This is a genomic window from Rathayibacter sp. AY1G1, assembly GCF_002932095.1.
Lineage (GTDB): Bacteria > Actinomycetota > Actinomycetes > Actinomycetales > Microbacteriaceae > Rathayibacter.
The window spans coordinates 42,396-68,527 of the sequence record NZ_PSUZ01000006.1 but is presented as its reverse complement, the minus strand read 5'-3'; the positions used below and the strand labels follow the sequence as shown (position 1 = coordinate 68,527).

The window sequence follows — 26,132 nt, the reverse complement described above, 5'->3', positions numbered from 1 at the left end:
GGCCCCTCCCCGCGCGCCGCCGGCCGCGGATCAGACCGTGGCGATCCAGAACACGATCAGCAGGAGCGTGACGAGGAAGCCGGTCAGGAAGTTCAGCGCGAGGAAGCGCTTCCAGCCCGCATTCGCCCGCTCCGCCTCGGCGTCCTCGAGCGACCGGTACGGCCAGATGCTCATCGCGTACGGCACCGCGAGGATCGCCGCGAGGGTCCCCGGCCAGGGCAGCAGGAGCAGGAGCAGGCCGCTCGCGACGTAGGCGGCGATGGCGAAGCGCGTGGTCGCCTTCGCTCCGATCACGGTCGCGATCGAGCCGATGCCGCCCGCGCGGTCGGCCAGGATGTCCTGCACCGCGCCGAAGGCGTGGCTCGCGATCCCCCAGAGGAAGAACGCCACGAGCAGCGCCACCAGAGGTCCGGTGACCACGGTGCCCGCGAGGGCGATCCCGTAGACGGCCGGGCTGACGAAGTGGGTCGCCGAGGTCAGCGAGTCGACGAACGGGCGCTCCTTGAAGCGGAGCCCCGGCGCACTGTAGGCGATCACGGCGAAGCCGCTGATCGCGAGGACCAGCCACGAGACCGGTGACCCGAGCACCACGAGCGCCACCAGGAACGGCACGTTCGTGGCCACCGCCGCGATCAGCGTCGCGCGGTGCTCGCTCCGGTCGAGCACGGCGCCCTCGACGCCGCCCTTGCGGGGGTTCCGCAGGTCGGACTCGTAGTCGAAGACGTCGTTGATCCCGTACATCGCGAGGTTGTAGGGGATGAGGAAGTAGATCGTGCCGAGCACGAAGGCGAGGTCGATCTCGCGGGTGGTCAGCAGGTACGCCGCCGCGAACGGGTAGGCGGTGTTGACCCAGCTCAGCGGGCGGCTCGAGACGAACAGCGCGCGCAGCCGGTTCACGGCTCGCTCCGACGACGCGAGGGCAGGAGCACCCAGAGCGCCGGGAGGGCGAGGGCCGCGGCGATCGCGTAGGCGAAGTCCTCGATCGGAGCGACGCCGATCCGGATCCCCGAGATCAGGTCGTCGTCGTAGGCGACCAGCAGGCCCACTCCGATCATGATGTTGTCGAAGACGGCGGTCATCACCAGCAGCACGGCGAGCGTGCCGAGGACGGCGGGCAGGCGCAGGACGCGTCGGCGCAGCGCGAGCAGCAGCAGCACCAGCACCACCGCGAGGAACACGGCGTTGAGGAGGAGGTAGGTCACGCGCGCGCCTCCGCCCGCCGGGAGACGCGCTGCGAGAGGAAGCCGTGCACGTCCATCGTCAGGTAGCAGAGCAGGGTGAGGAAGAGGACCTCCTCGACCGGGAGCTCCGGCGCGATCTGCAGGCCGGTCATGTAGGAGGTCTCGCCGCGGAAGAAGACGCCCAGGCCGATCCCCACGAGGTCCCAGACCAGGAAGAACGCGACTCCCACGGGCAGCACGATCGCCGCGCGTCGCGCGTCCGCCCAGAAGAACAGCCGGAAGCGGCGGTCGAGCACGATCATCCCGGTGATCGAGACGAGGAGCGCGAGCAGGTAGAGGATCCCCACGCCTACTCCCCCACGGCGACGGGCGCGACCGGAGCGGACGGCGCCTCCCGCACGGGCAGCGGCTCGGTCGACACGTCGCCGCGCACGCGCTTGAGCATGACCTCGGCGCTGATGATGCACATCGGCAGGCCGATGCCGGGGATCGTGGAGCTGCCGGCGAAGAGCAGGCCGTCGACGTGCCGGCTGACGTTCCCGGCGCGGAAGAAGGCGCTCTGCGAGAGGACGTGGGCCGGTCCGAGCATCGAGCCGCGCCAGGCGCCGAGGTCGCTCTCGAAGTCGGCCGGGCCGATGGTGCGGCGGACGACGATCCGCTCGGCCAGGTCGGTCGCGCCGGTCCAGGACGCGATCTGCGCGATGGCCTGGTCGGCGATGGCCTCGACGCGCGCGTCGCCCGCGCCGTCGACTCCGCCGTGGCCGATCGAGGTGTCGGCGGGGATCGGCACGAGCACGAACAGGTTCTCGTGCCCCTCCGGAGCCGTGCTCGCGTCGGTCGCGCTCGGGCGGCAGACGTAGATCGACGCGGGATCGGGGACGGTCGGGTGCTCGCCGAAGATCTTGTCGAAGTTGTCGCGCCAGTCCTTCGTGAAGAGCAGGGTGTGGTGCTCGAGCTCGGGCAGCTCCCCGCGCACGCCCAGGAGGACGAGGACGGCGCTCGGGCCGGGCTCGCGCTTCTCCCAGTAGGCGGGCGGGTAGGTCCGCAGCTCCTCGGGGAGGAGCGACTGCTCGGTGGTGAAGAGGTCGGAGGCGTTGACGACCAGGTCGGCGGGGATCCGCTCCGTGCCGTCGGGGCCCGTGAACTCGACTCCGACGACCTCGGCGCCGCGGCGTCGGCCGCGGGGCGAGCGGGCGGTGAGGATCCGCGTCGCGGGCGAGGACGTGCGGACGGTGACGCCGGCCTCCTCGGCGACGTCGGCGACCGCCTCGATCAGCTTCGTGAATCCGCCCATCGGATAGAGCACGCCGTCGGCGAGGTCGAGGTGGCTCATCAGGTGGTACATGCTCGGCGCGGCGAACGGCGAGGAGCCGAGGAAGACGGCCGGGTAGCCGAGGATCTGGCGCAGCCGGTTGTCGGTGACCGCCGTCGCCGCGAACGTGTCGAGCGGAGTGAGCAGCAGGCGGCCGAGCCTCCCGGTCCGGCTGAGCACGTCGCGGCGCAGCAGCGGGAGGAAGGACGAGAAGCTCGTGTAGAGGAAGCGGCGCTTGGCCATCTCGTAGGTGTCGCGCGCGGAGTCGAGGTATGCGCGCATCCGCTCACCCGCTCCGGGCTCGATGCTCTCGAAGAGCGCGAGGTTCGACTCGAGGTCGGCGAGCACGTCGATCGGCTCGTCGACGCCCTCGCTGTAGACCCGGTAGCCGGGGTCGAGCGTGACGAGGTCGAGGCGCTCCTCGGCGCTGGTGCCCATGAGGCGGAAGAAGTGGTCGAACACCTCGGGCATCAGGTACCAGGAGGGACCGGTGTCGAAGCGGAAGCCCTCGTGCTCCCACGAGCCGGCGCGGCCGCCGACGGCCTCGCGCGCCTCCAGGAGGGTCACGTCGTAGCCGTCGCGCGCGAGCAGCGCGGCGGAGGCGAGTCCGCCGATCCCCCCGCCGATGACGACGGCGCGGTGCGGGCCGGTCCTCGAGCGGGTCGCGCGGACGGGGCCGGGGCCCAGGCGCGGGCCGAGCGTCGACACGGCCGCCTTAGCCGCGAGCGCCGCCTTGGCGGCCGTGGGCACGCTGACGCGGGCGCGGAGGAGCTCCTCGGCGGGCGTCGCGCGGATCCGGTCGGCCAGGGCGGCGAAGAGGGAGTGGGCCAGCAGGACCGCGCGCCGACTCGAGCGCGGGAGCTCGGCCACGATGGCTGCGGCCTCGGCGAGGTCGTCGTCGAGGTCGGCGAGCAGCGAGGCCTTGTCGCGCTCGGAGAACGCCCGCGGGTCGACTCCGGGGAAGTAGCTGCGGCCGAGGCCGTCGACGTCGGCGGCGAGATCGCGGAGGAAGTTGACCTTCTGGAACGCGGCGCCCAGGCGGCGCGCTCCGGCCACGAGCCGCTCGCGGGCGGCCTCGGAGACGAGCCCCGCGTCCGGCGCCGCGAGGAACACGTGCAGGCACATCAGCCCGACGACCTCGGCGGAGCCGTAGACGTAGGCCTCGAAGGACTCGGGGGTGTGCTCGGTCTCGCGGAGGTCGGCGCGCATCGACGCGAAGAACGGCCGGGTGAGCTCGGTGCCGAATCCGGTCGCCCGCGCGGTCCGAGCGAAGGCGTGGATCACGAGGTTGGAGCTGTAGCCGGAGGCGAGCGCGCGCTCGGTCTCGGCCTCGAAGGCGTCGAGAGACTCCTCCACCGCGGCCCGATCGAGACGGGCCTCCTCGGCGACGCCGTCGACGATCTCGTCGGCGACGCGCACGAGGGCGTAGACGTCCTCCACCCGCTCGCGGACACCCGGGGCTAGCAGACGCGTGGCCAGCCCGAAGGAGGTGGAGTAGCGGCGGATCACCTGCGCGGACGACTCGTGCGCGACGCGGTCGTACAGTTCGCTCTGGCGGCTCATCGTGCCACCGTACGGGGGCTCGGCCGGGCGGAGCGCATCGTCGCGCGCATCCGCGCGTGGCGGACAGCGCTCATCGGGTGCGCCCGACCACGCTGGCCACCAGCGGGCGGACCTCGTTGCGGAACGCCTCCGACACCGCGGGCGTCTCCAGAGCCGCCCAGGCGCGATCGGCGAACTGGTTCGCGAGCCCCTCGGCGTAGCTGCGGGCGCCGCACTCCTCGAGGATGCCGCGCACCTTCTCCGCGGTCTCGGGCGCGAGGTGCTCGTCGCCGATCAGCGCCTCGATGTCGGGCCAGCAGTCCGTGCCGGCCGCGTGGGCGATGAGGACGGTGCGCTTGCCCTCGCGGAGGTCGCCCAGCGTGGTCTTGCCGGTCTGCCCCTCCGAGCCGAAGACCCCGAGCAGGTCGTCGACGATCTGATAGGCGATGCCGATCCAGCGGCCGAACTCGCCGAGGGCGTCCACCGCGGCGTCCGAGGCCCCGGCGAGGATCGCTCCGGCCTGCAGCGGCGCCTCGAACGAGTAGACGGCCGTCTTGAGGCGCTCCATCTCGAGCACCTCGTCGACCGAGGGCATGCCCGGCATGAGGGAGAAGTCCACATCGGCCAGCTCACCCGCGGCGGAGGCGAAGACGGCCTCGTCGAGCAGGGTGAGCAGGCGGGCCCGCACGCCGTCGGAGGCGCCGACGCCCTCGACGAGGCGGTGGGCGCCGGTGAGGGCGAGGTCCCCGGCGATCACGGCCACCGAGGTGCCCCGGTGCTCGGCGATCGGGATGGAGAGGCCCGCGGTCGTCGCCTCGTCGCGGTAGCTGCCCGAGACGTTCGGGCCGCCGCGGCGCACGAAGTCGCGGTCGATCACGTCGTCATGCACGATCAGCGCGGTGTGCAGCAGCTCGAACGCCGCGCCGAGATGGGCGGCGGCCTCCGGATCCTGGCCGCCGTGGGCCTCGTACGCGGAGATCACCATCAGCGGGCGGAAGCGCTTACCGCCGCGGGTGTTGGCCTCCAGCGTCTGCCAGAGGGTCAGGTAGCGGGGTCCGAGACGCACCGCCCGGGACCTCGCCAACGAGAAGAACCTGTCCAGGACGGCATCGACGTGCTCCTGCCTCAACCGGGACAGAACCACGGGGTCGCGCGTATCCACGTGGGAAGGCTAACAAAGGGGAGAACCAGGACGATAAGCCGGCTGATGTGTTGCGGCGTGCTTGACTTGCGGGTATGACTTCGCCAGCCGCCACTGTGCAGACGGACCGGATCGAGCAGGTGGTCCTCCTCGACGAGGCCGGGAACGCCGTGGGGGTCGCCGACAAGGCGACCGTGCACGACACGGCCACTCCCCTGCACCTCGCGTTCTCCTGCCACGTCTTCTCCCCGGACGGCGCGCTTCTGGTGACCCGCCGCGCACTCGAGAAGCGCACCTGGCCGGGCGTCTGGACCAACTCCTTCTGCGGGCACCCCGCCCCGGGCGAGCGGATCGAGGACGCCGTCGTCCGCCGGGCCGAGCGCGAGCTCGGCGCCCGGCTGGCCACGCTGGAGGTCGCCCTGCCGGACTTCCGCTACCGCGCGGTCGACGCGTCCGGCGTCGTCGAGAACGAGATCTGCCCCGTCTACACGGCGACGCTGTCGAGCCGCGACGCCCTCGATCCGCGCCTCGACGAGGTCATGGACTACGAGTGGGTCGACGCCGAGGCGACGCTCGCCGCCGTCCGCTCGACCCCCTGGGCGTTCTCCCCCTGGCTCGTGCTGCAGCTCCCCCGCCTGCTGGGCTGACCCCCGCGCCCTGATCCCTGCGCCGGAGTCAGTCGGTGTAGACGTCCGTGCGGTGGAAGTTGAGCGCCGACCGCGACGCGGTCGGACCGCGCTGGCCCTGGTACCGCGAGCTGTACTCCGCCGAGCCGTAGGGCTTCTCGGCGGGCGAGCTGAGGCGGAAGAAGCACATCTGGCCGATCTTCATCCCCGGCCAGAGCGTGATGGGGAGCGTCGCGACGTTGCTGAGCTCGAGGGTGACGTGGCCGGTGAAGCCCGGATCGATGAACCCGGCGGTCGAGTGGGTCAGCAGTCCGAGCCGTCCGAGCGAGCTCTTGCCCTCGAGGCGCGCCGCGATGTCGTCCGGCAGCGACACCTCCTCGTAGGTCGAGCCGAGCACGAACTCTCCCGGGTGGAGGATGAACGGCTCGCCCTGCGGCGTCTCGACCAGGCGGGTCAGCTCGGGCTGGTCCTCGGCCGGATCGATGTACGGGTAGCGGTGGTTGTCGAACAGCCGGAAGAAGCGGTCGAGGCGCACATCGACGGACGACGGCTGCAGCATCGACGGATCGTGCGGGGCGAGCCCCACGCGGCCGGAGGCGAGTTCGAGCGAGATGTCGCGGTCGGAGAGGAGCACGCTGCGATCCTAGGGCGTGGCGCGACCCCGGGGCGTGGGCCGGCTCCGGGCCTTGCTACGATGTCCTGGTGCGCCCGAGCGGCGCCGCGCGAGTGTAGTTCAATGGTAGAACTTCTGCTTCCCAAGCAGATGGCGCGGGTTCGATTCCCGTCACTCGCTCTCCTCCTCCCCTCGTCTGCGGCCGATCCTCCGGCCCGATGCGGGCGGCTCCTCCTCCGGCGCTGCAGCGGCAACCGGCAGACCAGCGGCGTCCGTCAGCCCAGCGGCGTCCGGCAGCGCAGCGGCGTCCGTCATCCCAGCAGCGGCAGCCGCCCGACGATCCTGTCGATCCGGTTCCTCGGCCCCACCAGGCTGACCGCGAGGTACTGCAGCTCGTCGGAGCCGCTCGCCGCCACCGCCTCCCGGTACTCGTCGTACACCCGGGTGGCCTGCGCGGACGCGGGCATGTCGGCGACGAACGTCCCCTCGTGCGCCTCGGCCTTCGCGCGGATCGCGAGCAGGGTGGCCGCGTCGGCGGCGAGGACCGTGCAGCCGGCCCACGGCAGACCGGGATGCAGCGATCCGGACGCGTCGGCGGGGCTCGGTCCGAGCAGTCCCGCGACGTGCGCGGCCGTCGCGGCGCCCACGCAGATCGCGGCGTTCACGGCGCGGCCGGCGGGGAGGGACTCGTCGACGACGACCACCCACTTGAGGCGGGCCGAGCGGGTGGGCGCGGCGGTGTCGATCTCGTCGGGGTGGAAGCCGACGGCGTCGGGGGCGGGGATGGTCATGATGCTCCTCGGTTCGTGCGCAGTGACGTCACGAAGAGTAGGCAGGAGGGGTCCCCTGCGGCAGGATCTCCGTATGAACGACCAGCAGAACGGCCCAGGAGCGGCACTCGACGAACTCGACGTCCGGATCCTGCAGGTCCTGCAGTCGGATGCACGGATCACGAACCGGGACCTTGCAGCCGCCGTGCACGTCTCGCCCACCACCGCCCTCGACCGCACGAGGAGCCTCCGGCGCCGCGGCGTCATCACCGGCGCGACGCTCACCCTCGACTTCGCGGCCCTCGGGCGCGGCGTGCAGGCGCTGATCGCGGTCCGCATCCGTCCGCCGTCGCGCGAGATCATCGAGGCCTTCCGCGACTGGGTCGCCGGCCTCGACGAGACGGTCGGCGTGTTCGTCACCTCCGGCTCGGAGGACTTCATCATCCACGTCGCCGTCCGCGACAACCAGGACCTCTACGCCTTCGTCATCGACGAGCTGACGCAGCGCCGCGAGGTCGCCGACGTGCGCACCTCGGTCGTCTACGAGCACTTGCGCGAGCAGGTCGTCCTGCCGCTGAAGCCGCACGGCCGCGCGGAGCGGTGAGGCGCCCGCGCGGCGTTTCGACGCGACACGCCGGGCGGATCCGCGGCAGCGCGCGGGATCGCGGGACGCAGAGGGCAGGGTGGAGGGGTGACAGAGCTCGTCCAGATCCCGTCGCCGGGCGTCGCCCTCGAGTACGGGCACCCCGGCCGGCCCGTGGTGGTCGTGCTGCACGACGTGTTCGGGCGCCTGCCGTGGCTGGAGCCGTTCGCCGAGGCCGTGGCGAAGCACGGCTACCACGTGCTCGTGCCCGACCTCTACGACGGCTGGGCCACGCTCGCCCCGGAGGACGCGCGCGACCTCGCCGCGATGGCCGCGCAGGACCGCACCCTCGCCGCCGTCGCCGAGGCGGTCGGCACCGGAGTCGCGGCCGGGGCGCCGCGCAGCGCCGTCATCGGCTTCGGCTTCGGCGGCCGCCTCGGGCTGCTCGCCGCGGGCACCGGGCTCGTGGACGCGGTGGTCGCGTACTACGCCACCCTCGGTGGGGAGGAGCACGTGCTGGTCCCGTGCCCCACCCTCCTGCACTACGCGCAGAGCGACGAGTGGCCCGCGGGCGACGATCCGGAGTCGTTCGTCGGGCGGCTGAAGGAGTCGGGGACGCCGGTCACGGCGCACACCTACCCGGACACGCAGCGTCACTTCGCGAACGGCAACCTGCGCGACGCGGTCAGCCCCGCCTCCGCGGCGCTCGCCTACGCGCGGACGCTCTCGTTCCTCAATCCCCAGCTCATCGACACCTGAGCTCAGCCCTGCACGTCGTGCAGGTGGTGCTGGACGTCGTGCAGGTAGTAGCGGGCGATCGTGTCGACCGTGAACGCCGCGCCGTCGCTGCGGCGGCCTCGGCGCTGCCACTGGGCACCGGCGACGGAGTCGAACACCTCGGCGATGCGCTCAGCCGCCTCGACCAGCTCGCGGCCGACCGTCGCGGGGTCCTGCTGGTCGTAGCGCTCCTCCACGGCGGTGACGTCCTGGTCCCAGTTGGGGTAGAGCGGGTCGTCGCCGGCGAGCATCAGCTGCACACGGGTGCGGTAGATGCGGTGCACGTCGCGCACGTGCGCGGCGTACTCGAGCGGCGACCAGGTCTCGTCGTCGGGCCGGCCCGCCGCGTCGTCGCGGTCGAGCACGTAGGGCCAGGCGGCGGCGTTCTCGCGGATGAGCTCGGCGACCTCGTCGGCGTCGACGAGCGAGGCGTCGAAACCGCATTCGAGGCACGGGCGCTCGAGGACCCAGGTCCAGTCCTTGGTGTCGGGAGTGATCGGCATGGCACCAGAGTAGGGCGCCGCCGGATCAGCAGCGCGTCGGGGTCCCCTGCACGGCGCCGCGCTCGCCGTCGGCCGTCCACGGGAGCCGGGGCAGGCCCTCGGCTCCCGCCGCGGCTCCCTGCTCGACCGCGATGGCGGCCAGGGTGCGGGCGACCGTCGCGGCGAAGTCCCCGCCGGGCGTCGAGCTGTTGATCGAGACGGCCACGGTCAGGCCCGAGACCGGGTCGGAGTACGCCGCGGTGACGAAGCCGGGCGCGAGGCCCGAGAAGCCGCGGAGGGGTCCCGCCTCGTGCCCGCCGAGCCCGGCGCGGAGGTAGTCGGCGCGGCCCTGGCCCTGGACGACCGGGTCCCGCCACATGGCGTCGTCCGCGGGATCGGCCGCGAGACCCGTCGCCAGCCGCCGGAGGTCCTCCAGATCGGTCAGTGCTCCGCCGGCGGCGCCGAGGGCGGACGGGGACGCGGCGGTGACGTCGAGGCGCACGTCGCAGCGCTTCTCCCCGGTCGCCGGGTCGAGCGCGACCGCATAGCCGCGGGGGGACGGAGCGGGCAGGTCGACCTCGGAGGCGCCGGGCAGCTCCGTGCTCCGCAGCCCGTACCGCGGCACCACGTACTGGTCGTAGAGCTCCCCGATGCTCCGACCGGTCACCTGCGCGGCGACGATGCCGGCGAGCAGCGGACCGGTGGCGGAGTCGGACCACGCCGCTCCGGGCTCGGCCGAGGCACCGCGCACCTGGGCCGCGGCGAGCAGCTCGAGCGTCGGCCACTGCCGCGGGGGGTTCTGGAGCACGGTCGGCCAGAGCGCCGAGCGGAAGTCGGCCAGGCCGGAGGTGTGCGCGCAGAGCTCGCGCAGGGTGAGGCCGTCGATGCCGGGCAGGGAGCGCAGCGTCTCGCCGACGTCGGCGTCGAGGTCGACCCGGCCGGAGTCGGCGAGGGCGAGGACCACGTCGCAGGTCATCGCCTCGGTGCCGCCGGTGCCGAGCCGCAGGTGCGCGTCGGTGGTGAGGGCGGTGGTGCGCTCGTCCGATTCCCAGCCGACCGCGCCCTCCCAGCTGCCGCCCCACGGCGACCAGACCCCGGCGACCGCTCCGGTCGCGCCGGCGACGCCGACCGTCTCGTCGAGGAACCCCGACAGGGCGGAGGCGAGCTCCTCCGACGCCGCCTGCGCGGGAGCCTCCGCCACGCGCGAGGCGGCGGCGGGCGTGCAGCCGGCCAGTGCGAGCACGAGGACCGGGACGACGAGCAGCCCCGTCCGCGTCCGTCTGCGAGATCCCATGCCGTGCGACTCCCCCGTCGTCTGCGAACGGCACCACTGTACGGGGGCTCCGTCGGGCCGGAGAGGGCCGCTGAGCGCCCGATCGCGATTCGTGTCCTGACCGTGACCGGCGGAGTCCACCCCGTTCCCAAACCGGCAGGCGCCCGGTTACGAAGAGAGGGAGTACAGCGCAGAGGCGCTGCTCGAAGGAGGTAAGAGACCATGCGCAGATCCCCCAATCGACTGCTGGCGACTCTCTTCGGAGCCGTCTACGTCGTCGTCGGGCTGCTCGGCTTCGTCGTGACCGGACGCGTGCAGTTCCTCTCGACCGAAGGCGGGCTCCTGCTCGGCATCTTCGAGGTGAACCCGCTGCACAACATCGCCCACCTGCTCATCGGAGGCGCGCTGCTGATCGCGGGCCTGTCGACCGTCGCCGCGGCGAAGACCGTCAACGTGACCGTCGGAGCGGTGTACCTGCTGCTCGGCATCGTCGGCTTCTTCCTGGTCGACACCGCTCTGAACGTGCTGGCGCTGAACACCGCCGACCACTTCCTGCACCTGGCCAGCGCGCTGGTGCTCCTGGGAGTCGGACTCGGCACCGAGAAGACGGCGAGGACGCGCACCACCGCGACCGCCTGACCCGGGCGGCACCCGCCGCCCCCCCTCTACTCCGTCCGCCGTGGGCCCGCCGTTTTCCGCGGCGGACGGACTGAACGGCCCCGGACGACACGATGCGGTGTGTCGATCCGGGGCCTCCTCTTCTTCCTCGATTCAGCGAAGGAGCCGCTATGACCACCGTGGCCCGCTGCAACGCCGCTTTCGCCGGACTCGGCGCCGGGCTCGTCCACCTCTCGCTCGCCGCCGGCGGCGAGGGCGTGCAGGCTCCGGTGATCGGAGCGCTCGGTGCTGTCGAAATCCTCTGGGCGGTCCTCGTCCTGGCACGCGGCCGGATCGTCGTGCCGCGCTCCGCGCTGGTCGTCGCGGTCGCCTCCCTGGCGGCGTTCGCCCTCGCTCTGGCCCTCGGCGCACTCGCCGAGCCCCTCCCCGCGCTGGCCGCCGCGGTCCTCCAGCTGATCGCGGTCGCCGTGGTGGCCGTCTCGCTCCGCTCTCCGCGCGTCGAGGAGAAGGCCGTCTCGCCGTCGCGAGCTCTCGTCGGACTCCTGGCCGGCGCGCTCACCGTCTCCGCCCTCGCCACCCCCGCCATGGCCGCCTCCTCGGGCGGCTCGGGCGACATGGGCGGGATGATGCACTCCGTCGTCGACCGCGGACACGGGCACTGACGCCCTCTGGTCCCAGCGGCTCCGCTCGGCTAAGGTAAGGCAGTCCTCAGTCGCCGAGGGAGGCCACCGTGTCGAACGTCATCCCGTTCTCCGAGGCCCTACGCCTGCGCATCGGGCAGTCCGGCGCGGACGACGAGGGCGCCGCCTTCATGACCTCGCTGATGACCGGCTCCGGCAGCCGCGACGACTACATCGCGCTCATCTCGCAGCACTACTTCGTCTACGAGGCCCTCGAGGCCGTGGCGGAGGACATGGCCGGCGATCCGGTCGCGGAGCCCTTCCTCTCGGCCAAGCTCACCCGGCTCCCCGCGATCGCGGAGGACCTGCGCTTCCTCGTCGGCGAGGACTGGCGCGAGCGCATCCGCCCGCTGCCCTCGACCAGCGCCTACGTCGACCGGATCCGCACCGTGGCCTCGGGCTGGAGCGGCGGCTTCGTCGCCCACCACTACACGCGCTACCTCGGTGACCTCTCCGGCTGCGCGATCGTCCGCGGGCTGCTGCAGCGGCGGTTCGGCTTCGAGACCAACGGCGTCGGCTTCTTCCTCTTCGGCGAGATCGCCGCACCGTCGGCCTTCCGCGCCACCTATCGCGAGCAGCTCGACGCCGCGGGCTGGGACGAGGAGGAGCGCGAGCGGGTCATCGCGGAGGTCGCGGAGGCGTACCGGCTGACGACGGAGCTGTTCCGCGATCTCGCCCGGACCTGCGCGGCGGCCTGAGGCCCCTGCTCCCACGTCCTCCGCGGGGCGTCAGTCCGCGGACGCCTCCGCGACGGCGGCCGGCTCGGCTCGCCGTTCGGACATGAAGCGCAGCACGTCCTTGTCGACGATGATGTCGCTCGGCCGGAGCGGCCGCGTCAGGTAGAGCCCCTCGAGGCTCGTGATGCGGCTGAGCGCCACGTAGGTCTGCCCGGGGGCGAAGGCGCGCTGCCCGAGGTCGACCACGGCGGAGTCGTAGGTCTTGCCCTGCGACTTGTGGATCGTGACCGCCCACGCCAGGCGGAGCGGGAACTGCGCGAACTCGGCGACGATCTCGCGGGTGAGCTTCTTCGTCGCGGCGGAGTAGGAGTAGCGGTAGCGCTCCCAGGTCGCGGGCTCGACCTCGTGGACCTCGCCGTCCACCTCGACCCACACCGTCCCCGCGACCTTCGTCACACGGCCGATCGTGCCGTTCACCCAGCGCTGCTCGGAGTCGTTGCGCAGGAACATCACGTGCGCGCCGATCTTGAGCTCGAGGTTCTGGTCCGCTGGATAGGCACGCCCTCCGAAGTCGCCGCTGATCTCGGCCGACGCGGTCTTCAGCGGGCCCTTCAGCCGCGCGAGCGCCGCCTGGTTGATGCGGTTGACCGTGTCGTTGCGGGTCGCGAGCGTGATCGCGTCGTCGGCCGGAGGCGTCCGCGCGCCCGCCGCGTTCAGCACGTCGGCGATCTCCTTCGTCACCATGCCGAAGCGGACCGCGTTGAGCATCCACTTGAAGCGCTCGTCGCTCTGCCGGTGGATCCGGCCGAGCTCGACGATCCGCAGCGGCGCCTCCTGCCAGACGAGGGCGTCGAAGAACCACAGCGAGCGGTAGCGGTCGGCGAAGTAGGCGCGCTCCTCCGGATCGCCGGGAACGGGTGCGAGCTGGAACGGGTCGCCGAAGAGGACGACCTGCACGCCCCCGAACGGCTCGGAGCGCCGCTGCCGCGCCTGCCGGAGGCTGCGGTCGATCCCGTCGAGCAGGTCGGCGTTGACCATGGAGATCTCGTCGATGACGAGCGTGTCGATGGTGTTGAGGAGCTTGCGCAGCTCGGGCGGCTGGTCGAGGTCGGAGTCGGCGATGACGCCGATCGGCAGTCGGAAGAGCGAGTGGATGGTCTGGCCGCCGACGTTCAGCGCCGCGACGCCGGTGGGGGCGCAGATGACGATCTGCTTGTCGGTGTTCCAGCTCAGGTGGTTGAGCAGGGTGGACTTGCCCGTGCCCGCGCGACCCGTGACGAACAGGTGCTCGCGCGTGTTCTCGATGAGGTCGAAGACCCGCTGCTGCTCGTCGGAGAGGGTCGGCTGAGTCACCGCTCCACTGTACCCGCGGGCCGCCGGGCGGGGCCCGGGCGCGGATCAGCCGCGCTTCTGGAGGGCGGCCAGGCGGTCGTTGTAGGCCGTGAGCTCGGCCTCTCCGGTGCGGTCGGCCTGGCGGTCGCGGCGCTTGGTCTCGCGGGCGTCGGAGCGGCTCCACATCATCGCGACGACGATCGCGAGCGCGAGGGTGGGGATCTCGCCGATGCTCCACGCGATGCCGCCGGCCGCCTGCTGATCGGCGAGCGCGGAGGTGCCCCAGCCCATCGCTCCGTACCAGTCGGCCAGGAGCAGCCCCTCCCCCGTCATCAGTGCGAGGCCGAAGAAGGCGTGGAACGCCATGGTGCCCAGCAGCAGCAGGAGGCGCATCGCGTAGGGCACGCGGTGCACGCTCGGGTCCACTCCGATCAGGACGCTGACGAAGAGGTAGCCGGTGATCAGGAAGTGGACGATCATCCACTCGTGGCCGATGTGGTCCGTGGTGGCCCAGCGGAACAGCGGGGAGTAGTAGAAGCCCCAGAGCGACCCGACGAACAGCAGCGCGGCGACGATCGGGTGCGAGATCGCGGTGGCGAAGCGCGAGTGCACGGCGACCAGCACCCACTCGCGGGCGCCGCGGGAGCCGTCGGAGCGGCGGGCGGCGGCGCGGGCGATGAGCGTGACCGGTGCCGCCGGGACGAGCAGCAGCGGCACCGCCATGGTGAGGACCATGTGCGAGAGCATGTGGGCGCTGAACAGGTACTTCTCGTACGCGTTCACCCCGCCGTTCGTGATGTAGGCCAGGAGGAGCATGCCCGCGATCCAGAGGATCGTGCGGTGCAGGGGCCAGCGGTCGCCGCGGCGGTGCAGGCGCACCACTCCGGCGACGTAGAACGCGATGGCGAAGGAGCAGACCAGGAGCCAGACCAGGTCGATGTTCCAGAGCGTGAGGAAGTTCATCGCGCTCGCGGGCGGCGGCAGGGGCTCGCCCGTCAGCAGCTGGGCCGGGGTCGGATCCGTGAGCTGGCTGGCGGCGATCTGGTCGACCGGGGTCGCGGTGCGCGCGAGAGCCGCGGCGACTCCGGACGCGATCCCCATGAAGGCGATCTCGGCGCCGACGAGCCACCAGAAGCTGCGGCCGCCGACACCGCCGGCCTTCCGCATCCGCTCGATGAGGTAGCGGCGCTGCAGCACGCCGAACAGGCCCAGCGCGACCAGCGCCGCGACCTTGACCAGCACGAGGATCCCGTAGCCGGTCAGCAGGTTGTCGAGGGTGGCGAGCCGGAGCTCGGCGCTGACGTAGCCGGACGCCGCGACCACGACGAAGCTCACGAGCGCGAGGCTGGAGTAGCGCTCGATCACGGGCAGCAGGCGGGAGCCGCCGAGCAGGGGCCGCAGGGCGATGACGGTGATGAGGCCGCCCAGCCAGATCGCCGCGAAGACGAGGTGCAGGCCCAGCGCCGTGACGGCGGCGTCGTGCCCGCTCGCTCCCGCCGCGTGCCCCTGCTGCGCCATCGGCAGCAGCGTGAGCAGGGCCAGGCCCGTGACGAAGACGAGCGCGGTCTGGTTGCGGACGGCGAAGCAGAGGACGGTGACGACGGCCGCGAGCAGCGTCGTGATGAGCCAGGCCTGGCCGACCTCGATGCTGCCGATGAAGTAGCTGAGCTTGGTGCCGAAGTCGCGGTCGAGGCTCAGAGGCGTCTGCGTGACGTTGAGGAAGGTGAGGAACCCGGTCACCGCGCTGGCCGCCGCGAAGAACGCGGCGCTGGCGGCGGCGACGTCGAGGGCGATCGAGAACTCGGTGCGCGGCTCGGGCGCGGCCTCGGCGGGCGCGGGGCGCGCGGGCGCGACCGCGGTGCGCGTCGATCCGGCGCGGGAGGAGGACTGGCCGCCGCGCGAGGACTGGCCGCCCCGCGCGGAGGCGTGAGCGGTCGAAGATCGGGACGAGGATCGAGCGTCGCGGGCGGCGGCGGCGCGGGGGCTCAGCGCGAACAGCGTCAGCACGAGCGAGCCGATCATGCCCGCGGCGCCGAGATTGACGGCCAGCTTGGCGATCGGGAGGCCGTAGCGGACCACGGGGCCGGGATCGTTCAGCAGCGGAGCCGCGGCTCCCCCGCCGAAGGCCAGGGCCGCGAGGAGGGCGACGAGCGCTGCGGCGACGAGCACGAGCGCAGGGCCGACGATCCGGACGGTTCGATTCACCGGTCCAGCCTACGTTCCGCGCCTGATCGGCAGCCGCGTCCGCGGACGATCGGCAGCCGCGTCCGCGGACGACGACGGCCCCGGCGCAGTGCCGGGGCCGTGTCGGAGGGCGCGACTACTTCGCGGCGGCCTTGAGCTTGGTGCCCGCGGAGACCTTGACCGAGTGGCCGGCGGCGATCTGGATGGTCTCGCCGGTCTGCGGGTTGCGGCCGGTGCGCGCGGCGCGGGAGGTGCGCTCGACGGCGATCCAGCCGGGGATGGTGACCTTCACGTCGTTCGACACGGAGTCGGCGAGGGTGGTGAAGAGCGAGTCGAGGACGCCGTTGACGGCGGCCTGGCTCTGGCCGGAGTCGGCGGCGATCTTCGCGACGAGCTCGGTGCGGTTGAGCGACTTGTCAGCCATGGAGTGTCCTCCCAGGACGTTCTCGCTGTCGGAACAGCTGGTTTCGATGGATCGTCCTCGGCCGGGGACGGACGTCCTCAACCGGTCGGACCGTCGGTAACCTACCAGCCCCGCCCCGGATCTCCGGCGATTCCGGCCCCGAGACGCCCGGAACGACGCCGATCGCGCCGGTCGGTCCCTCCACAGGAGGCGCTCGGCGCCTCTCGTCCACCGATCCGCCGATCGCCTCTCCGCAGAGTCCGCCGCCTGACGAGGATCGGCTCATGACGACGACGGCACTCCTCCCTCCATCCGCTCCGGCCGACGCGGCCCTCCCCCGGCCGCCCCGGCGGCACCCTCCCGCTCGCCGGCCGTACGAGCCCGGCCTCGCCGCGCTCGCGCTGGGCCTGCTCGCGCTCGCGTCCTCCGTGCATCCGCTCTGGGCCCTCCCCGCCGTCGCCGTGGCGGTCGCCGCGGTGATCGCGTCCGTGCGGGCGCTGCGGTGGGCGGGCGAGCGGAGGAGCGCGGTGGCCGGGCTCGCCTGCGCGGCTCTCGCACTGCTCGTCTGCTCCGTCACGGCACCCGCCTCCGTGCGGGCGGGCCTGGCCGTGCTGGCCTGGATCACCGCCCTGCGGCCCGGCCCGTGAGCGGGCGCGGCTCCGGTCCAGCCCGCCTCGCTACAGTGACGGCGGTCCGCGCCCGAGCGGGCCGGGAGGACGGCCACGATGGCTCAGACGGACGGTTGGATCTCGACGGCGATCTGGTGGCACGTCTACCCGCTCGGCTTCACGGGCGCCGAGGCGAGCGCCTCGGAGGGTCCGGGTCCGGACGACGAGCCGCAGCACCGCCTCCGCGCCCTGCTCCCCTGGCTCGACGACCTGCTGGCGCTGGGCTGCAACGGGCTGCTGCTCGGGCCGGTCTTCGCCTCCTCCACCCACGGCTACGACACGGTCGACCACTTCCGGGTCGATCACCGCCTCGGCGACGAGGCCGACCTCGACGCGCTGATCGCCGCGTGCCGCGAGCGCGGGATCCGGGTGCTGCTCGACGGGGTCTTCAACCACGTGGGACGGGAGCACCCCTGGTGGCGTGCCGCGGTCGCAGCCGGCGAGGGCTCCCCCGAGGCGGCGCGCTTCTCCCGCAGCGAGCGGTCGCAGGAGGTCGACGGCCTCCGCGTCGACGTGTTCGAGGGGCACGACGCTCTGGTCGAGCTCGACAACGGGAACCCCGAGGTCGCGGAGCACGTGTCCTCCGTGCTCGCGCACTGGCTCGAGCGGGGCATCGACGGCTGGCGGCTCGACGCGGCGTACGCGGTCGCGCCGGCGGCCTGGCGCGCGGCGATCGACCCGGTGCGGCAGCGCTTCCCCGACGCGTGGTTCGTCGGCGAGGTCATCCACGGCGACTACACCGGCTACGTGCGGGAGTCGGGGCTCGACTCGGTCACGCAGTACGAGCTCTGGAAGGCCGTCCGCAACTCCCTCGAGGAGGCGAACCTCTTCGAGCTGGCCTGGTCCCTGAAGCGCCACGACGACTTCGTCCGCGAGTTCCTGCCCCTGACCTTCGTCGGCAACCACGACGTGACCCGGATCGCCAGCGCCGTCAGCGACGAGCGCCACCACGGCCACGCCACGGCGATCCTCGGCTTCGTCGCCGGCGTGCCGAGCATCTACTCCGGCGACGAGCGGGGCCTGCGCGGCGTCAAGGAGGAGCGGATCGGCGGCGACGACGCGATCCGCCCGGAGTTCCCGGCCGAGCCCGCCGAGTGGCCGGGCGGGGAGGCCTACCGGGCCCACCAGGAGGTCGTCGCGTTCCGCCGACGGAACCCGTGGCTGGTCGGCGCGAGCACCCGCACGGTCGACCTCTCCAACACCGCCGTGATGCTCGTGGCGGAGGGCCCGGAGGGACGCACCGCGCGGCTCGCGCTGAACATCGGCGACGAGACGGCGACCGTCGGCGGCGTCCAGGTCGCTCCCCACTCCTGGTCGCTGCACGACTGACCCGGCGCGCGGGCGGCCCGGCAGTGCGCGACGGAGCGTCGACCTCCGGGGGCCCGTCCTCTACGCTCGGGCGCATGCCGAGACCTGCACGAGGACCCTTCGACGGGCGAGCCGACTCGATCGACGACGCCGGGATGCCGGCGTCCGGACTCGAGCAGGCGTTCGCCGCCCCCGTCGACCCGGAGAGCGACCCCGGACCGGGCGAGAGGAGCGGCCTGTCGAGCCGCATCGCCCAGGAGCTGCTCGAGGACGGCTTCGGCCTCGACGCGAGCGACGAGGAGCCCCCGTCCCGCGCCGTGGAGATCGACGATCCCGCCCGCGCCGTGGGTGACGATCCCGCCCACCCCGTGCACGGCTCGATGTCCGGCGAGTTCGAGCGCCGCTGAGCCCGGCCGCCGTCGGTCGGTCGTCGACAGCCCGGCGGCACCGCTCCGCCCGCCGGCCGTCGTCACCCCGCCGGTACCGCGCCGCCGGCCGCCGGAGCCGGGTCCGGGCCGGCCGCCTGCAGCTCGGCGAGGAATCCGGGCCGGAGCACGCGTGCCTCGATCGACGCGGCTCCCGAGGTCCAGCCGTCGCCGAGCGGACGCTCGGGCGTGAGCAGCACGTGGCCCGGCGTCCCCGCTCGGCCGAGGGCGGCGGCGACGCGGCCCTCCGGATCGTAGAGGGCGTGGTCGACGAGCGGCCCGTAGACGGCGTGCACCGCGAAGTCCTCGCGGCTGCCGAGGAGGACGGGCAGCAGCTCCTCGCCCGGGCGCAGGCCGTGGGGCCACCAGCGGAAGCGCTCGACGAGCGCGTGGCAGGCGGCGCACGAGGGCGAGAAGAAGACGAGGTGCGTCGCCGGGCGGGACAGCTCCTCGAGCGTCAGGAGCTCGCCGGCCACTGTGACGAACGCGAGGTCGGCGGCCGAGAGGTCGCCCTCGGGCGCGCGCCCCGGCGCGGACTCCCTGTCGGCTGCGGACAGGCGGGCGGCCGCCCGGACGCGAGCGGCCGTCGACGCCGCACGGCGGTCGCGCACCAGCACGAGCGAGACCGCGGCGAGAGCGGCGGCGAGCCCGGACGCCGCCGCCGAGGCACCGCCGCCGCCGAGCAGCGCGGCCGGAGCGAGCCCGCCGAGGGCCCCGGCGACCGCGAGCGCGAGCAGCACCGCGTTCCTCGCGACGGTGCGTCCGGTCATCCGTGCCGAGCCCAGCCCGCCGAAGCACTCGCAGTCGACGTCCTCCGTCGCGCGGACCGCGCGGACGGCGACGACGAGGAACACGGCGTCGAGGAGCGCCACCGGCACGAGGGCGGCACGGTGCGCCGGAGCGGGCGCCAGCACCACCGCGGCGCCCAGCGCGATCTCGACGACGGGGAAGGCGGCCGCGAACCAGCCGCGGCGCCGGAGGAGGAGGGGGACCCCGAGCGCCTCGAGGCTCGCCCGGAACCGCTCCGTGCGGCCGAGCTTCAGGGCGCCGCTGACGACGAGCACCGCGCCCGCGCACCACGCGGCGATCGCGAGAACCGCCTCCAGCATCCGTCGCCCTCCTCGCTCGGCATCGACCCGCACGACGCTACCGGCACGGACCGGCCTCCCGCGGCCGAGGCGGGGAACGGGGCGGAGACGGCGCGATCCGGCGCGTTCCGCCCTCCGGACGAGCCGCTGCCGGCGCATCCGGCGCCCGGATCCCTCCAGGCGGGGCGCCCCCGGGCTCCCTCCCGGTCCCGGACGGCCGCTCCGCCGTACACTGCGAGAGGATCGGAGGGGTCATGCGGGGACGGCGAGCGCGCGACGAGCGGCACGGCACGGCGGCGAGTCCGCCTGCGGCCGCCGCTCCCCCGGCTGCGGTCACGGCTCCGGCCCCCTCGGACTCGCCGGACGACGCCTCGGGCGACGTCTCGACCGGGATGCGGATCGCCGCCGCCTGGTCGTGGCGCTTCCTCGCCGTCGCCGGGCTCCTCTACCTCCTCGTGCGCCTCGTCTCGCTGCTGCCCGTGATCGTCGTGCCGGTGCTGATCGCGCTGCTGCTCACCGCGCTCCTCACCCCGCTGCGGAACCGGCTCGAGCGCCTGCGGCTCCCCCGCCCGCTCGCGGTCCTGGTCTCGATCGTCCTGATGCTCCTCCTGCTGACCGGCCTCGTCGGGCTGGTGATCGTGCAGTCGCGCTCCGGCTTCAGCGGAGTGGGGCAGCGCGCTCTCGACGCGGTCGACGGCGTCGAGGCGTGGCTGCGGAGCCCGCCGCTGTCGTTCTCGGACGTCCAGCTCTCGGACTGGGCGCAGCGCGCGGTCGACTGGGCCGACGCGCAGGCGTCGACGATCGCGTCCGGGGCCCTCGCCGTCGGCTCCCAGCTGGCCGAGGTCTTCGCCGGAACCCTCCTCACCCTGTTCTCGCTGATCTTCCTGCTCCTCGACGGCCGCCGGATCTGGCACTGGTTCCTCCGCCTCCTCCCCCGCCGCGCGCGCCCCGCGATGGAGCGCGGCGGCGCCGCCGGCTGGCGGACCCTCAGCCAGTTCGTGATCGCGCAGCTCGGCGTCGCCGGGATCAACGCCGTCGGCATCGGCATCGGCGCGCTCGCGCTGCAGCTGCCGCTCGTCGTGCCGATCGCGATCGTGGTGTTCCTCGGCTCGTTCGTCCCGATCCTCGGCGCGATCGTGACCGGTGCGCTCGCCGCGCTGGTCGCGCTGCTGTTCAGCGGGCCCGTCGCCGCGCTGGTGATGGTCGGCGTCGTGATCCTGGTGCACCTGCTCGAGGGGCACGTGCTGCAGCCGCTCATCCTCGGGACCGCCGTGAAGGTGCATCCGCTCGCCGTGGTGCTCGGAGTCGCGACCGGGCTCGAGGTGGCCGGGCTCGCCGGAGCGCTGTTCGCGGTGCCGACCATCGCGACGCTGAACGCGGCGGTCACCGCCATGCGGGCGCGCGCGCCCGGCGCGGAGTGAGCGCGTTCGATCCGGCCGCCCGACCCGGATCGACGGTGCTGCCCGCCCTCGCCTGCCCGGTCTGCGGCGGCGCGCTCGCCCCCGACGCGCTCCCCCGCCCCTCCTCGCTCCGCTGCCCCCTCGGGCACAGCGCCGACCTCGCGCGTCAGGGCTACGCCTCGCTGCTGCGCGGGAGGCACGCGACCTCGGGCGACACCGCGGCGATGGTGCAGGCCCGCGCCGACCTGCTCGGCTCCGGCCACTACCGGGTGATCCAGGACGCGGTCGCCGCGGCCGTCCCCGCCGGCGCGCGGCTCGTGGTCGACCTCGGCTGCGGCACCGGGGCGTACCTCGCGGCCGTGCTCGAGGCGCATCCGGCGGCGGACGGGCTGGGCCTGGACCTCTCGGCCCCGGCCGCCCGCCGCGCCGCCCGCGCGCACCCCCGGGCGGCGATCGCGACCGCCGACCTCTGGCAGCCCCTCCCGCTGGCCGACGCCTCCGCCGACGCTCTGCTCACCGTCTTCGCGCCGCGGAACGCCCCGGAGATGCGGCGGGTGCTCCGTCCGGGCGGCGTCGCCGTCGTCGTCACTCCGCGCGAGAGGCACCTGCACGAGATCCGCGAGCGGTTCGGGATGCTCGGCATCGACGCCGGCAAGGCGGAGCGGCTCGACGAGCAGCTGGCGGGGTTCGCGCTCGAGGAGCGCACCGAGCTGGACACGACGGTGCTGATGAGCGTCGACGAGCTGCGCGCCGAGGTGCTGATGGGGCCGAGTGCCCACCACGTGGATCCCGAGGCGCTGGACGCGCGGCTCGCGGCGGTGGAGGGGACGACCGCGGTGACGGTCGCGGTCACCGTGTCGCGCTTCGTGCGCGCGGAGTAGCGGCGGGCGTGCCGCCGGCCCCGCGTCAGTACGTCTCGCGCAGGCGCTCCTGGTCGACCACCGCTTCGCGGTCCGCGAGGCGGCGCAGGCCCGCGAGGGGCTGGGCCATCCGGTGGTTGCCGCGGAGGACCGGCTCGGCCCGGTCGAGGAAGGCCCAGTACCCGGCGGTCACCGGGCAGGCGTTCTCGCCCAGGCGCACCTTCGGGTCGAAGCGGCAGCCGCCGCAGTAGTCGGACATCCGGTTGATGTAGGCGCCGCCCGAGGCGTACGGCTTCGTCGCGACGACGCCGCCGTCGGCGTGCTGGGACATCCCGATCACGTTCGCCGGCATCACCCACTCCGTGCCGTCGACGAAGACGTCCACGAACCAGTCGTTGAGCTCCGCCGGATCCCACCCCCGCTGCAGTCCCCAGTTGCCGAGCACCATCAGGCGCTGGATGTGGTGCGCCCAGCCGTGCCGGTGCACGTCGTCGAGCGTCTCGTGCAGGCAGTTCGCCTCGATGCCGCTCGGGTCGAGAGCGAGCAGCTCGGCGGGCAGCGGCGTGGAGGCGCCGAGCGCGCGGCTGCGGTTCCGATACTCCGGTCCGAGGTGCCAGAACAGGTTCCAGACGTAGTCGCGCCAGCCGAGGATCTGGCGGATGAACCCCTCCGTCGCCGCGATCGGCGCGCCCCCGGCGGCGTACTCCGCCTCGGCCGCCTCGACGACCGTCCGCGGATCGAGCACGCCGAGGTTCATCGGGGCGCTGAGCAGCGAGTGGGCCATCGTCCAGTCGCCCGAGAGCATCGCGTCCTCGTAGGTCCCGAAGTCGCCCAGGCGCGACGACACGAAGTCGGCGAGCGCCGCCTCGGCCTCGGCGGGCGTCGCGGCGAATCGGCGCGGACCGTCGGCGCCGACCAGGCGGACCGCCCCCTCGGCCTCCCAGCGCGCGAGGTCGGCGCGCACCTCCTCGTCGATGTCGTCCTCCTCCGGCCACCACGGGTCCGGCAGGCCGAGCCGGGAGGCGCCCTTGGGCGGAGGCTGGCGGTTGTCGTGGTCGTAGTTCCAGCGGCCGCCCTCGGGCTGGTCGCCGCGCATCAGCACGCCGGTGCGCTCGCGGCTCCACCGGTAGAAGTCCTCCAGCAGCAGGCGCTTGCCCGAGCGGGAGAGCGCCCACTCGCGGAAGTCCTCCTCGGCCGTGATGAAGCCGCGGCTGGGCAGGACGCTCATGCCGAGCCTGCGGGCGAGGCGGCGGCCGCCGCGGGTCGGCGGGTCGATCACCTCGAGGTCGTCGCGCCCGGCGAGGGCCTCGCCGAAGGTCTCGGAGCGGACGTACTCGGCGCGGTCCCCGAGCTCGCGGGCGCGGTGGCGGAGCGCCGACAGCAGCAGCTGCGCCTTGGCGCGGTGCATCGGGCGGCGCCCGAACGCCGATCGGGCCTCGACCAGCAGCATCGGACCGCCGTCGTCGAAGGCAGGGCCGAGCTGGCCGATGACGCTCCAGCGGGTGCGAAGGGGTCTGCTCATCCTCGGAGGCTAGGCGGACGGATCCGGCGCCGGTAGGAGTTGCGCGGCACGGATGTGCAGCCGCCACGTCTTGCACCCCCGCCCCCGATGCAGAAGTCTCGGAGCGAGCGCGGCGGATCCGACCGCGCACCGACGCGACGAAGCGAGGAGGCCGCCATGGCCCACCACGACCACGACAACGAGCACCACGAGGGTCACGAGCACCACGACCACCACGAGGGTCACGACGAGCACACCGCCGGCCACGGCCGTCACGTCGCCGAGGGCACGAGCACCGAGGACACCGAGGGCGGCGAGTACACCTCGACGGAGGGCGTCTCGCACACCGCCGGCGAGGCCGAGGGCAGCTACGTCGACACCTCGGTCAACGAGCAGAGCACCGCCGACAAGGGCAGCTACGTCGACACCAGCGCCGCGGGCACCTCCGCCGAGGGCGAGGGCGAGTACACCGACCGCGACGAGTGACCCGCGCCCGGGCGCCGCGCGTCCCGCCGGGACACCGCGCTCCGGCCGGTGTCCCGGCGGGGAGCCGGCGCCTCGGCGGGGAGGTGGTCCGCCGGCCCTTCAGGCGGGCTTCAGCGGGGCCGCGGCTAGCCTGGGCTCGCGCGGGGCCCCGCGCGCCGAGCCCGGGGAGGCCGCCATCCGCATCCTGGTCGTCGACGACGAGATCAACCTGCTCCGCGCCCTCGAGACGGGCCTGGAGGCCGAGGGCTTCGCCGTGGACACCGCGACCACCGGCACCGACGCCCTCTGGTACGCGCAGGAGGCCGACTACGCTGCCATCGTCCTCGACCTGATGCTCCCGGACGTCAGTGGCTTCCGCGTCTGCGAGCGGCTGCGCGCCGCCGAGGACTGGACCCCGATCCTGATGCTCACCGCGAAGGACGGCGACCTCGACCAGGTCGAGGCCCTCGACACCGGCGCCGACGACTACCTCACCAAGCCGTTCTCGTTCCCGGTGCTCGTCGCGCGGCTGCGTGCCCTCATCCGCCGCGGAGCCGCCGAGCGGCCCACGGTGCGAGTCGTCGGCGATCTCGTGCTGGATCCGGCGTCCCGGAGCGTCGAGCGGGGCGGAGTCGCCGTGCCGCTGACCGCGCGCGAGTTCAGCGTCCTCGAGTACTTCGTCTCGCGGGCGGGCGAGGTCGTCTCCAAACGCGACGTCCTCGGAGCCGTCTGGGACTTCGACTACGACGGCGACCCGAACATCGTCGAGGTCTACGTCCGCACCCTGCGCAACAAGATCGACCGGCCCTTCGGCCGCGACACACTCCGCACCCGGCGCGGGGCGGGCTACACGCTGGTGGCCGGGTGAGCCGCCGGAGCCTGCGGACCCGCATCACCGCGGCCGCGACCGCCGTGGTGGCCGCCGCCGCGCTCCTCGGGAGCGTGCTCTTCGTCCTGGTCCTCTCCTCCGTGCTCGCCTCGAGCGCCGCCTCCGCCGCCGACGCCGAGGCGGAGCGGGTCGCGGCGCTGGTCGAGCAGGGCGGCCCGGAGGCCGTCCGCGGCTCGGAGGGACTGGTCCAGCTCGTGGTCGACGGGCGGGTGACCGCCGCGGGCGAGGACGCGGAGGACCTCCCTCCGCTCGCGCTGGCCGAGAGCGACGACCCGGTCACGGTCGACATGGACGACGAGGGGGCGGTGGTGGTCGCCGCCCGAGAGCTCGACGACGACTCCCTCGTCGTGGTCGGCGTGCCCGACGAGGGCCGCGAGGAGGCGGTGTCCACGACGATCGGGCTGCTCGCGGTCGCCGTCCCGCTGCTGATCGCGCTGGTGGCGGTGGTGTGCGCCGTCGTCGTCGGCCGGGCGCTGCGCCCCGTGGAGCGGATGCGCGCGGAGGCCGAGGCGGTCACCTCCTCCGCCCTGGACCGCCGGATCGCCGCTCCCGGCTCCGGCGACGAGGTCGACCGGCTGGCGCACACCCTCAACCGGATGCTCGATCGGCTGCAGAGCGGGCAGGAGCGGCAGCGGCGCTTCGTCTCGGACGCCTCGCACGAGCTGCGCTCCCCCGTCGCGGCGCTGCGCCAGACCGCGGAGGTGGCGCTCGCGCACCCGGACCGGCTCGACTCCGCCCGGCTGGCGAGGACGGTCGCGGAGGAGTCGGTGCGGCTCGGCGGGCTGATCGAGGGCCTGCTGCTGCTCGCCCGGTCGGACGAGGCGCGCCTGGCCCTGGCGGCGGCCCCGGTGGACCTCGACGACCTTGCCCTCGGCGAGGTGCGGCGCCTGCGCGACTCCGGAGCCCGGGTCGACGCGAGCGGGATCTCGCCCGTGCAGGCGGTGGCCGACGAGGCCCTGCTCTCGCGGGCGCTGCGGAACCTGGTCGACAACGCGGTGCGGCACCGCTCCTCGCAGCTGGCGCTCTCGACACGGGTCGACGGAGCGGAGGCGGTGCTCGCGGTGGACGACGACGGGCCGGGGATCCCGGCGGCGGAGCGCGAGCGGGTGCTCGAGCGCTTCGTCCGCCTCGACGAGGGCCGGGCGCGCGACGCCGGAGGGTCGGGCCTCGGCCTGGCGATCGTCGCCGGGATCGCGCGGGCCCACGGCGGACGGGTCGTCGTCGGCGACTCGGCGCTGGGCGGCGCCCGGGTCGAGGTGCGGGTGCCGCTCGTCCGCTGAGCGGGCGCTTCAGGCCTGCTTCAGCGCCCGACCGCGAGAGTGCTGGAGGCGTCG

The 26,132-nt window shown here is 73.7% G+C and carries 28 protein-coding genes and 1 tRNA gene; 15 read left to right on the top strand and 14 right to left on the bottom strand.

Annotation, left to right across the window (positions count from 1 at the left end; translation table 11 throughout):
* Positions 1–30: 30 nt before the first annotated feature.
* The 5 genes from C5C36_RS04860 to C5C36_RS04840 form a co-directional block, all read right to left on the bottom strand.
* On the bottom strand, positions 31–897 hold the full coding sequence (locus C5C36_RS04860; protein WP_104309355.1) for a prenyltransferase: 867 nt from the start codon (positions 895–897) through the stop codon (positions 31–33).
* A complete protein-coding gene (locus tag C5C36_RS04855; protein WP_104222893.1) occupies positions 894–1,202 on the bottom strand; it encodes a lycopene cyclase domain-containing protein in 309 nt (102 codons plus the stop codon). The genes C5C36_RS04860 and C5C36_RS04855 overlap by 4 nt, the downstream gene beginning before the upstream one ends.
* Positions 1,199–1,528 (bottom strand): lycopene cyclase domain-containing protein, encoded by a 330-nt coding sequence (locus C5C36_RS04850; RefSeq protein WP_104255346.1) that lies wholly within the window; start codon positions 1,526–1,528, stop codon positions 1,199–1,201. Before C5C36_RS04850 ends, C5C36_RS04855 begins: the two co-directional genes overlap by 4 nt.
* A 2-nt stretch (positions 1,529–1,530) precedes the next feature.
* Positions 1,531–4,056, bottom strand: a complete 2,526-nt coding sequence (crtI, locus tag C5C36_RS04845) for a phytoene desaturase family protein (RefSeq protein ID WP_104309354.1) — start codon at positions 4,054–4,056, stop codon at positions 1,531–1,533.
* A gap of 70 nt (positions 4,057–4,126) precedes the next feature.
* On the bottom strand, positions 4,127–5,101 hold the full coding sequence (locus C5C36_RS04840; RefSeq protein WP_244229492.1) for a polyprenyl synthetase family protein: 975 nt from the start codon (positions 5,099–5,101) through the stop codon (positions 4,127–4,129).
* Positions 5,102–5,271: 170 nt separating this feature from the next.
* On the opposite strand from C5C36_RS04840, the gene idi reads away from it, so the two are divergent.
* Positions 5,272–5,823 (top strand): isopentenyl-diphosphate Delta-isomerase, encoded by a 552-nt coding sequence (idi, locus tag C5C36_RS04835; protein WP_104222897.1) that lies wholly within the window; start codon positions 5,272–5,274, stop codon positions 5,821–5,823.
* Between the two features lie 28 nt (positions 5,824–5,851).
* Here the strand turns inward: idi and dcd are convergent, their stop codons facing one another.
* Positions 5,852–6,436, bottom strand: a complete 585-nt coding sequence (gene dcd / locus C5C36_RS04830; protein WP_104222898.1) for a dCTP deaminase — start codon at positions 6,434–6,436, stop codon at positions 5,852–5,854.
* 88 nt (positions 6,437–6,524) lie between these two features.
* Here dcd and C5C36_RS04825 point away from each other — a divergent pair.
* A tRNA-Gly gene (locus C5C36_RS04825) sits at positions 6,525–6,595 on the top strand.
* A gap of 131 nt (positions 6,596–6,726) precedes the next feature.
* On the opposite strand, the gene C5C36_RS04820 is transcribed toward C5C36_RS04825, so the two are convergent.
* Positions 6,727–7,206, bottom strand: coding sequence for a DUF2000 domain-containing protein (locus tag C5C36_RS04820; RefSeq protein WP_104249914.1), 480 nt, complete (start codon positions 7,204–7,206; stop codon positions 6,727–6,729).
* 73 nt (positions 7,207–7,279) lie between these two features.
* On the opposite strand from C5C36_RS04820, the gene C5C36_RS04815 reads away from it, so the two are divergent.
* The gene (locus tag C5C36_RS04815; RefSeq protein WP_104226130.1) at positions 7,280–7,789 is read left to right on the top strand and encodes an Lrp/AsnC family transcriptional regulator; all 510 of its coding nucleotides are present in this window, start codon (positions 7,280–7,282) and stop codon (positions 7,787–7,789) included.
* 87 nt (positions 7,790–7,876) lie between these two features.
* Positions 7,877–8,527, top strand: coding sequence for a dienelactone hydrolase family protein (locus C5C36_RS04810; RefSeq protein WP_104233076.1), 651 nt, complete (start codon positions 7,877–7,879; stop codon positions 8,525–8,527).
* A 2-nt stretch (positions 8,528–8,529) separates the two neighbouring features.
* Here C5C36_RS04810 and C5C36_RS04805 read toward each other — a convergent pair whose 3' ends face one another.
* A complete protein-coding gene (locus C5C36_RS04805; RefSeq protein WP_104222903.1) occupies positions 8,530–9,048 on the bottom strand; it encodes a DinB family protein in 519 nt (172 codons plus the stop codon).
* Positions 9,049–9,073: 25 nt separating this feature from the next.
* On the bottom strand, positions 9,074–10,321 hold the full coding sequence (locus tag C5C36_RS04800; protein ID WP_104309353.1) for a serine hydrolase: 1,248 nt from the start codon (positions 10,319–10,321) through the stop codon (positions 9,074–9,076).
* Positions 10,322–10,522: 201 nt separating this feature from the next.
* Between C5C36_RS04800 and C5C36_RS04795 the strand changes: the two genes are divergently transcribed.
* From C5C36_RS04795 to C5C36_RS04785, 3 genes are all read left to right on the top strand, one after another.
* A complete protein-coding gene (locus C5C36_RS04795; RefSeq protein ID WP_104309352.1) occupies positions 10,523–10,939 on the top strand; it encodes a DUF4383 domain-containing protein in 417 nt (138 codons plus the stop codon).
* A 149-nt stretch (positions 10,940–11,088) separates the two neighbouring features.
* The gene (locus C5C36_RS04790) at positions 11,089–11,580 is read left to right on the top strand and encodes a hypothetical protein (RefSeq protein WP_104309351.1); all 492 of its coding nucleotides are present in this window, start codon (positions 11,089–11,091) and stop codon (positions 11,578–11,580) included.
* Between the two features lie 68 nt (positions 11,581–11,648).
* Positions 11,649–12,296, top strand: coding sequence for a heme oxygenase (biliverdin-producing) (locus tag C5C36_RS04785; protein WP_104226125.1), 648 nt, complete (start codon positions 11,649–11,651; stop codon positions 12,294–12,296).
* 30 nt (positions 12,297–12,326) lie between these two features.
* Here C5C36_RS04785 and C5C36_RS04780 read toward each other — a convergent pair whose 3' ends face one another.
* The 3 genes from C5C36_RS04780 to C5C36_RS04770 all read right to left on the bottom strand — a co-directional run bounded on the left by C5C36_RS04780 (position 12,327) and on the right by C5C36_RS04770 (position 16,215).
* Entirely contained in the window at positions 12,327–13,628 is a 1,302-nt protein-coding gene (locus C5C36_RS04780) for an ATP-dependent RecD-like DNA helicase (RefSeq protein WP_104222908.1), read from the bottom strand.
* Between the two features lie 45 nt (positions 13,629–13,673).
* Positions 13,674–15,812, bottom strand: coding sequence for a bifunctional copper resistance protein CopD/cytochrome c oxidase assembly protein (locus C5C36_RS04775; protein ID WP_258072194.1), 2,139 nt, complete (start codon positions 15,810–15,812; stop codon positions 13,674–13,676).
* A 115-nt stretch (positions 15,813–15,927) separates the two neighbouring features.
* Positions 15,928–16,215: an HU family DNA-binding protein gene (locus C5C36_RS04770; protein ID WP_056037903.1), complete on the bottom strand. Its 288-nt coding sequence runs from the start codon at positions 16,213–16,215 to the stop codon at positions 15,928–15,930.
* 263 nt (positions 16,216–16,478) lie between these two features.
* Between C5C36_RS04770 and C5C36_RS04765 the strand changes: the two genes are divergently transcribed.
* From C5C36_RS04765 to C5C36_RS17985, 3 genes are all read left to right on the top strand, one after another.
* Positions 16,479–16,841 carry a hypothetical protein gene (locus tag C5C36_RS04765; RefSeq protein ID WP_104262765.1) on the top strand — a complete coding sequence of 121 codons (363 nt, stop codon included), beginning with the start codon at positions 16,479–16,481 and terminating at the stop codon, positions 16,839–16,841.
* 78 nt (positions 16,842–16,919) lie between these two features.
* Complete coding sequence (locus C5C36_RS04760) at positions 16,920–18,191, top strand: alpha-amylase family glycosyl hydrolase (RefSeq protein ID WP_104309350.1); 1,272 nt, start codon at positions 16,920–16,922, stop codon at positions 18,189–18,191.
* 74 nt (positions 18,192–18,265) lie between these two features.
* Positions 18,266–18,577, top strand: a complete 312-nt coding sequence (locus C5C36_RS17985; RefSeq protein WP_146076888.1) for a hypothetical protein — start codon at positions 18,266–18,268, stop codon at positions 18,575–18,577.
* A gap of 62 nt (positions 18,578–18,639) precedes the next feature.
* On the opposite strand, the gene C5C36_RS17980 is transcribed toward C5C36_RS17985, so the two are convergent.
* Positions 18,640–19,704 (bottom strand): MauE/DoxX family redox-associated membrane protein, encoded by a 1,065-nt coding sequence (locus tag C5C36_RS17980; RefSeq protein WP_104226122.1) that lies wholly within the window; start codon positions 19,702–19,704, stop codon positions 18,640–18,642.
* Between the two features lie 233 nt (positions 19,705–19,937).
* Here C5C36_RS17980 and C5C36_RS04745 point away from each other — a divergent pair, with 233 nt between their 5' ends.
* Positions 19,938–21,104, top strand: coding sequence for an AI-2E family transporter (locus C5C36_RS04745; RefSeq protein ID WP_104226121.1), 1,167 nt, complete (start codon positions 19,938–19,940; stop codon positions 21,102–21,104).
* On the top strand, positions 21,101–21,964 hold the full coding sequence (locus C5C36_RS04740; RefSeq protein ID WP_104269453.1) for a methyltransferase domain-containing protein: 864 nt from the start codon (positions 21,101–21,103) through the stop codon (positions 21,962–21,964). Before C5C36_RS04745 ends, C5C36_RS04740 begins: the two co-directional genes overlap by 4 nt.
* A 25-nt stretch (positions 21,965–21,989) precedes the next feature.
* Here C5C36_RS04740 and C5C36_RS04735 read toward each other — a convergent pair whose 3' ends face one another.
* On the bottom strand, positions 21,990–23,465 hold the full coding sequence (locus C5C36_RS04735) for a cryptochrome/photolyase family protein (RefSeq protein WP_104261530.1): 1,476 nt from the start codon (positions 23,463–23,465) through the stop codon (positions 21,990–21,992).
* Positions 23,466–23,621: 156 nt separating this feature from the next.
* Here C5C36_RS04735 and C5C36_RS17505 point away from each other — a divergent pair, with 156 nt between their 5' ends.
* The 3 genes from C5C36_RS17505 (at position 23,622) to C5C36_RS04720 (ending at position 26,078) form a co-directional block, all read left to right on the top strand.
* On the top strand, positions 23,622–23,930 hold the full coding sequence (locus tag C5C36_RS17505; RefSeq protein WP_181027115.1) for a hypothetical protein: 309 nt from the start codon (positions 23,622–23,624) through the stop codon (positions 23,928–23,930).
* 175 nt (positions 23,931–24,105) lie between these two features.
* Positions 24,106–24,777: a response regulator transcription factor gene (locus C5C36_RS04725; RefSeq protein WP_104222956.1), complete on the top strand. Its 672-nt coding sequence runs from the start codon at positions 24,106–24,108 to the stop codon at positions 24,775–24,777.
* A complete protein-coding gene (locus tag C5C36_RS04720) occupies positions 24,774–26,078 on the top strand; it encodes a cell wall metabolism sensor histidine kinase WalK (protein ID WP_104246941.1) in 1,305 nt (434 codons plus the stop codon). Before C5C36_RS04725 ends, C5C36_RS04720 begins: the two co-directional genes overlap by 4 nt.
* Positions 26,079–26,132: the final 54 nt, after the last annotated feature.

Excerpts from the sequence above, each read along its gene's own strand:
- C5C36_RS04815 (WP_104226130.1), top strand. The coding sequence starts at position 7,280 with ATGAACGACCAGCAGAACGGCCCAGGAGCGGCACTCGACGAACTCGAC.
- C5C36_RS17505 (WP_181027115.1), top strand. The coding sequence starts at position 23,622 with ATGGCCCACCACGACCACGACAACGAGCACCACGAGGGTCACGAGCAC.
- C5C36_RS04745 (WP_104226121.1), top strand. The coding sequence starts at position 19,938 with ATGCGGGGACGGCGAGCGCGCGACGAGCGGCACGGCACGGCGGCGAGT.
- C5C36_RS04790 (WP_104309351.1), top strand. The coding sequence starts at position 11,089 with ATGACCACCGTGGCCCGCTGCAACGCCGCTTTCGCCGGACTCGGCGCC.
- C5C36_RS04770 (WP_056037903.1), bottom strand. The coding sequence starts at position 16,215 with ATGGCTGACAAGTCGCTCAACCGCACCGAGCTCGTCGCGAAGATCGCC.
- C5C36_RS04820 (WP_104249914.1), bottom strand. The coding sequence starts at position 7,206 with ATGACCATCCCCGCCCCCGACGCCGTCGGCTTCCACCCCGACGAGATC.
- C5C36_RS17985 (WP_146076888.1), top strand. The coding sequence starts at position 18,266 with ATGCCGAGACCTGCACGAGGACCCTTCGACGGGCGAGCCGACTCGATC.
- C5C36_RS17980 (WP_104226122.1), bottom strand. The coding sequence starts at position 19,704 with ATGCTGGAGGCGGTTCTCGCGATCGCCGCGTGGTGCGCGGGCGCGGTG.
- C5C36_RS04735 (WP_104261530.1), bottom strand. The coding sequence starts at position 23,465 with ATGAGCAGACCCCTTCGCACCCGCTGGAGCGTCATCGGCCAGCTCGGC.
- crtI (WP_104309354.1), bottom strand. The coding sequence starts at position 4,056 with ATGAGCCGCCAGAGCGAACTGTACGACCGCGTCGCGCACGAGTCGTCC.
- C5C36_RS04795 (WP_104309352.1), top strand. The coding sequence starts at position 10,523 with ATGCGCAGATCCCCCAATCGACTGCTGGCGACTCTCTTCGGAGCCGTC.
- C5C36_RS04765 (WP_104262765.1), top strand. The coding sequence starts at position 16,479 with ATGACGACGACGGCACTCCTCCCTCCATCCGCTCCGGCCGACGCGGCC.
- C5C36_RS04805 (WP_104222903.1), bottom strand. The coding sequence starts at position 9,048 with ATGCCGATCACTCCCGACACCAAGGACTGGACCTGGGTCCTCGAGCGC.
- C5C36_RS04800 (WP_104309353.1), bottom strand. The coding sequence starts at position 10,321 with ATGGGATCTCGCAGACGGACGCGGACGGGGCTGCTCGTCGTCCCGGTC.
- C5C36_RS04760 (WP_104309350.1), top strand. The coding sequence starts at position 16,920 with ATGGCTCAGACGGACGGTTGGATCTCGACGGCGATCTGGTGGCACGTC.
- idi (WP_104222897.1), top strand. The coding sequence starts at position 5,272 with ATGACTTCGCCAGCCGCCACTGTGCAGACGGACCGGATCGAGCAGGTG.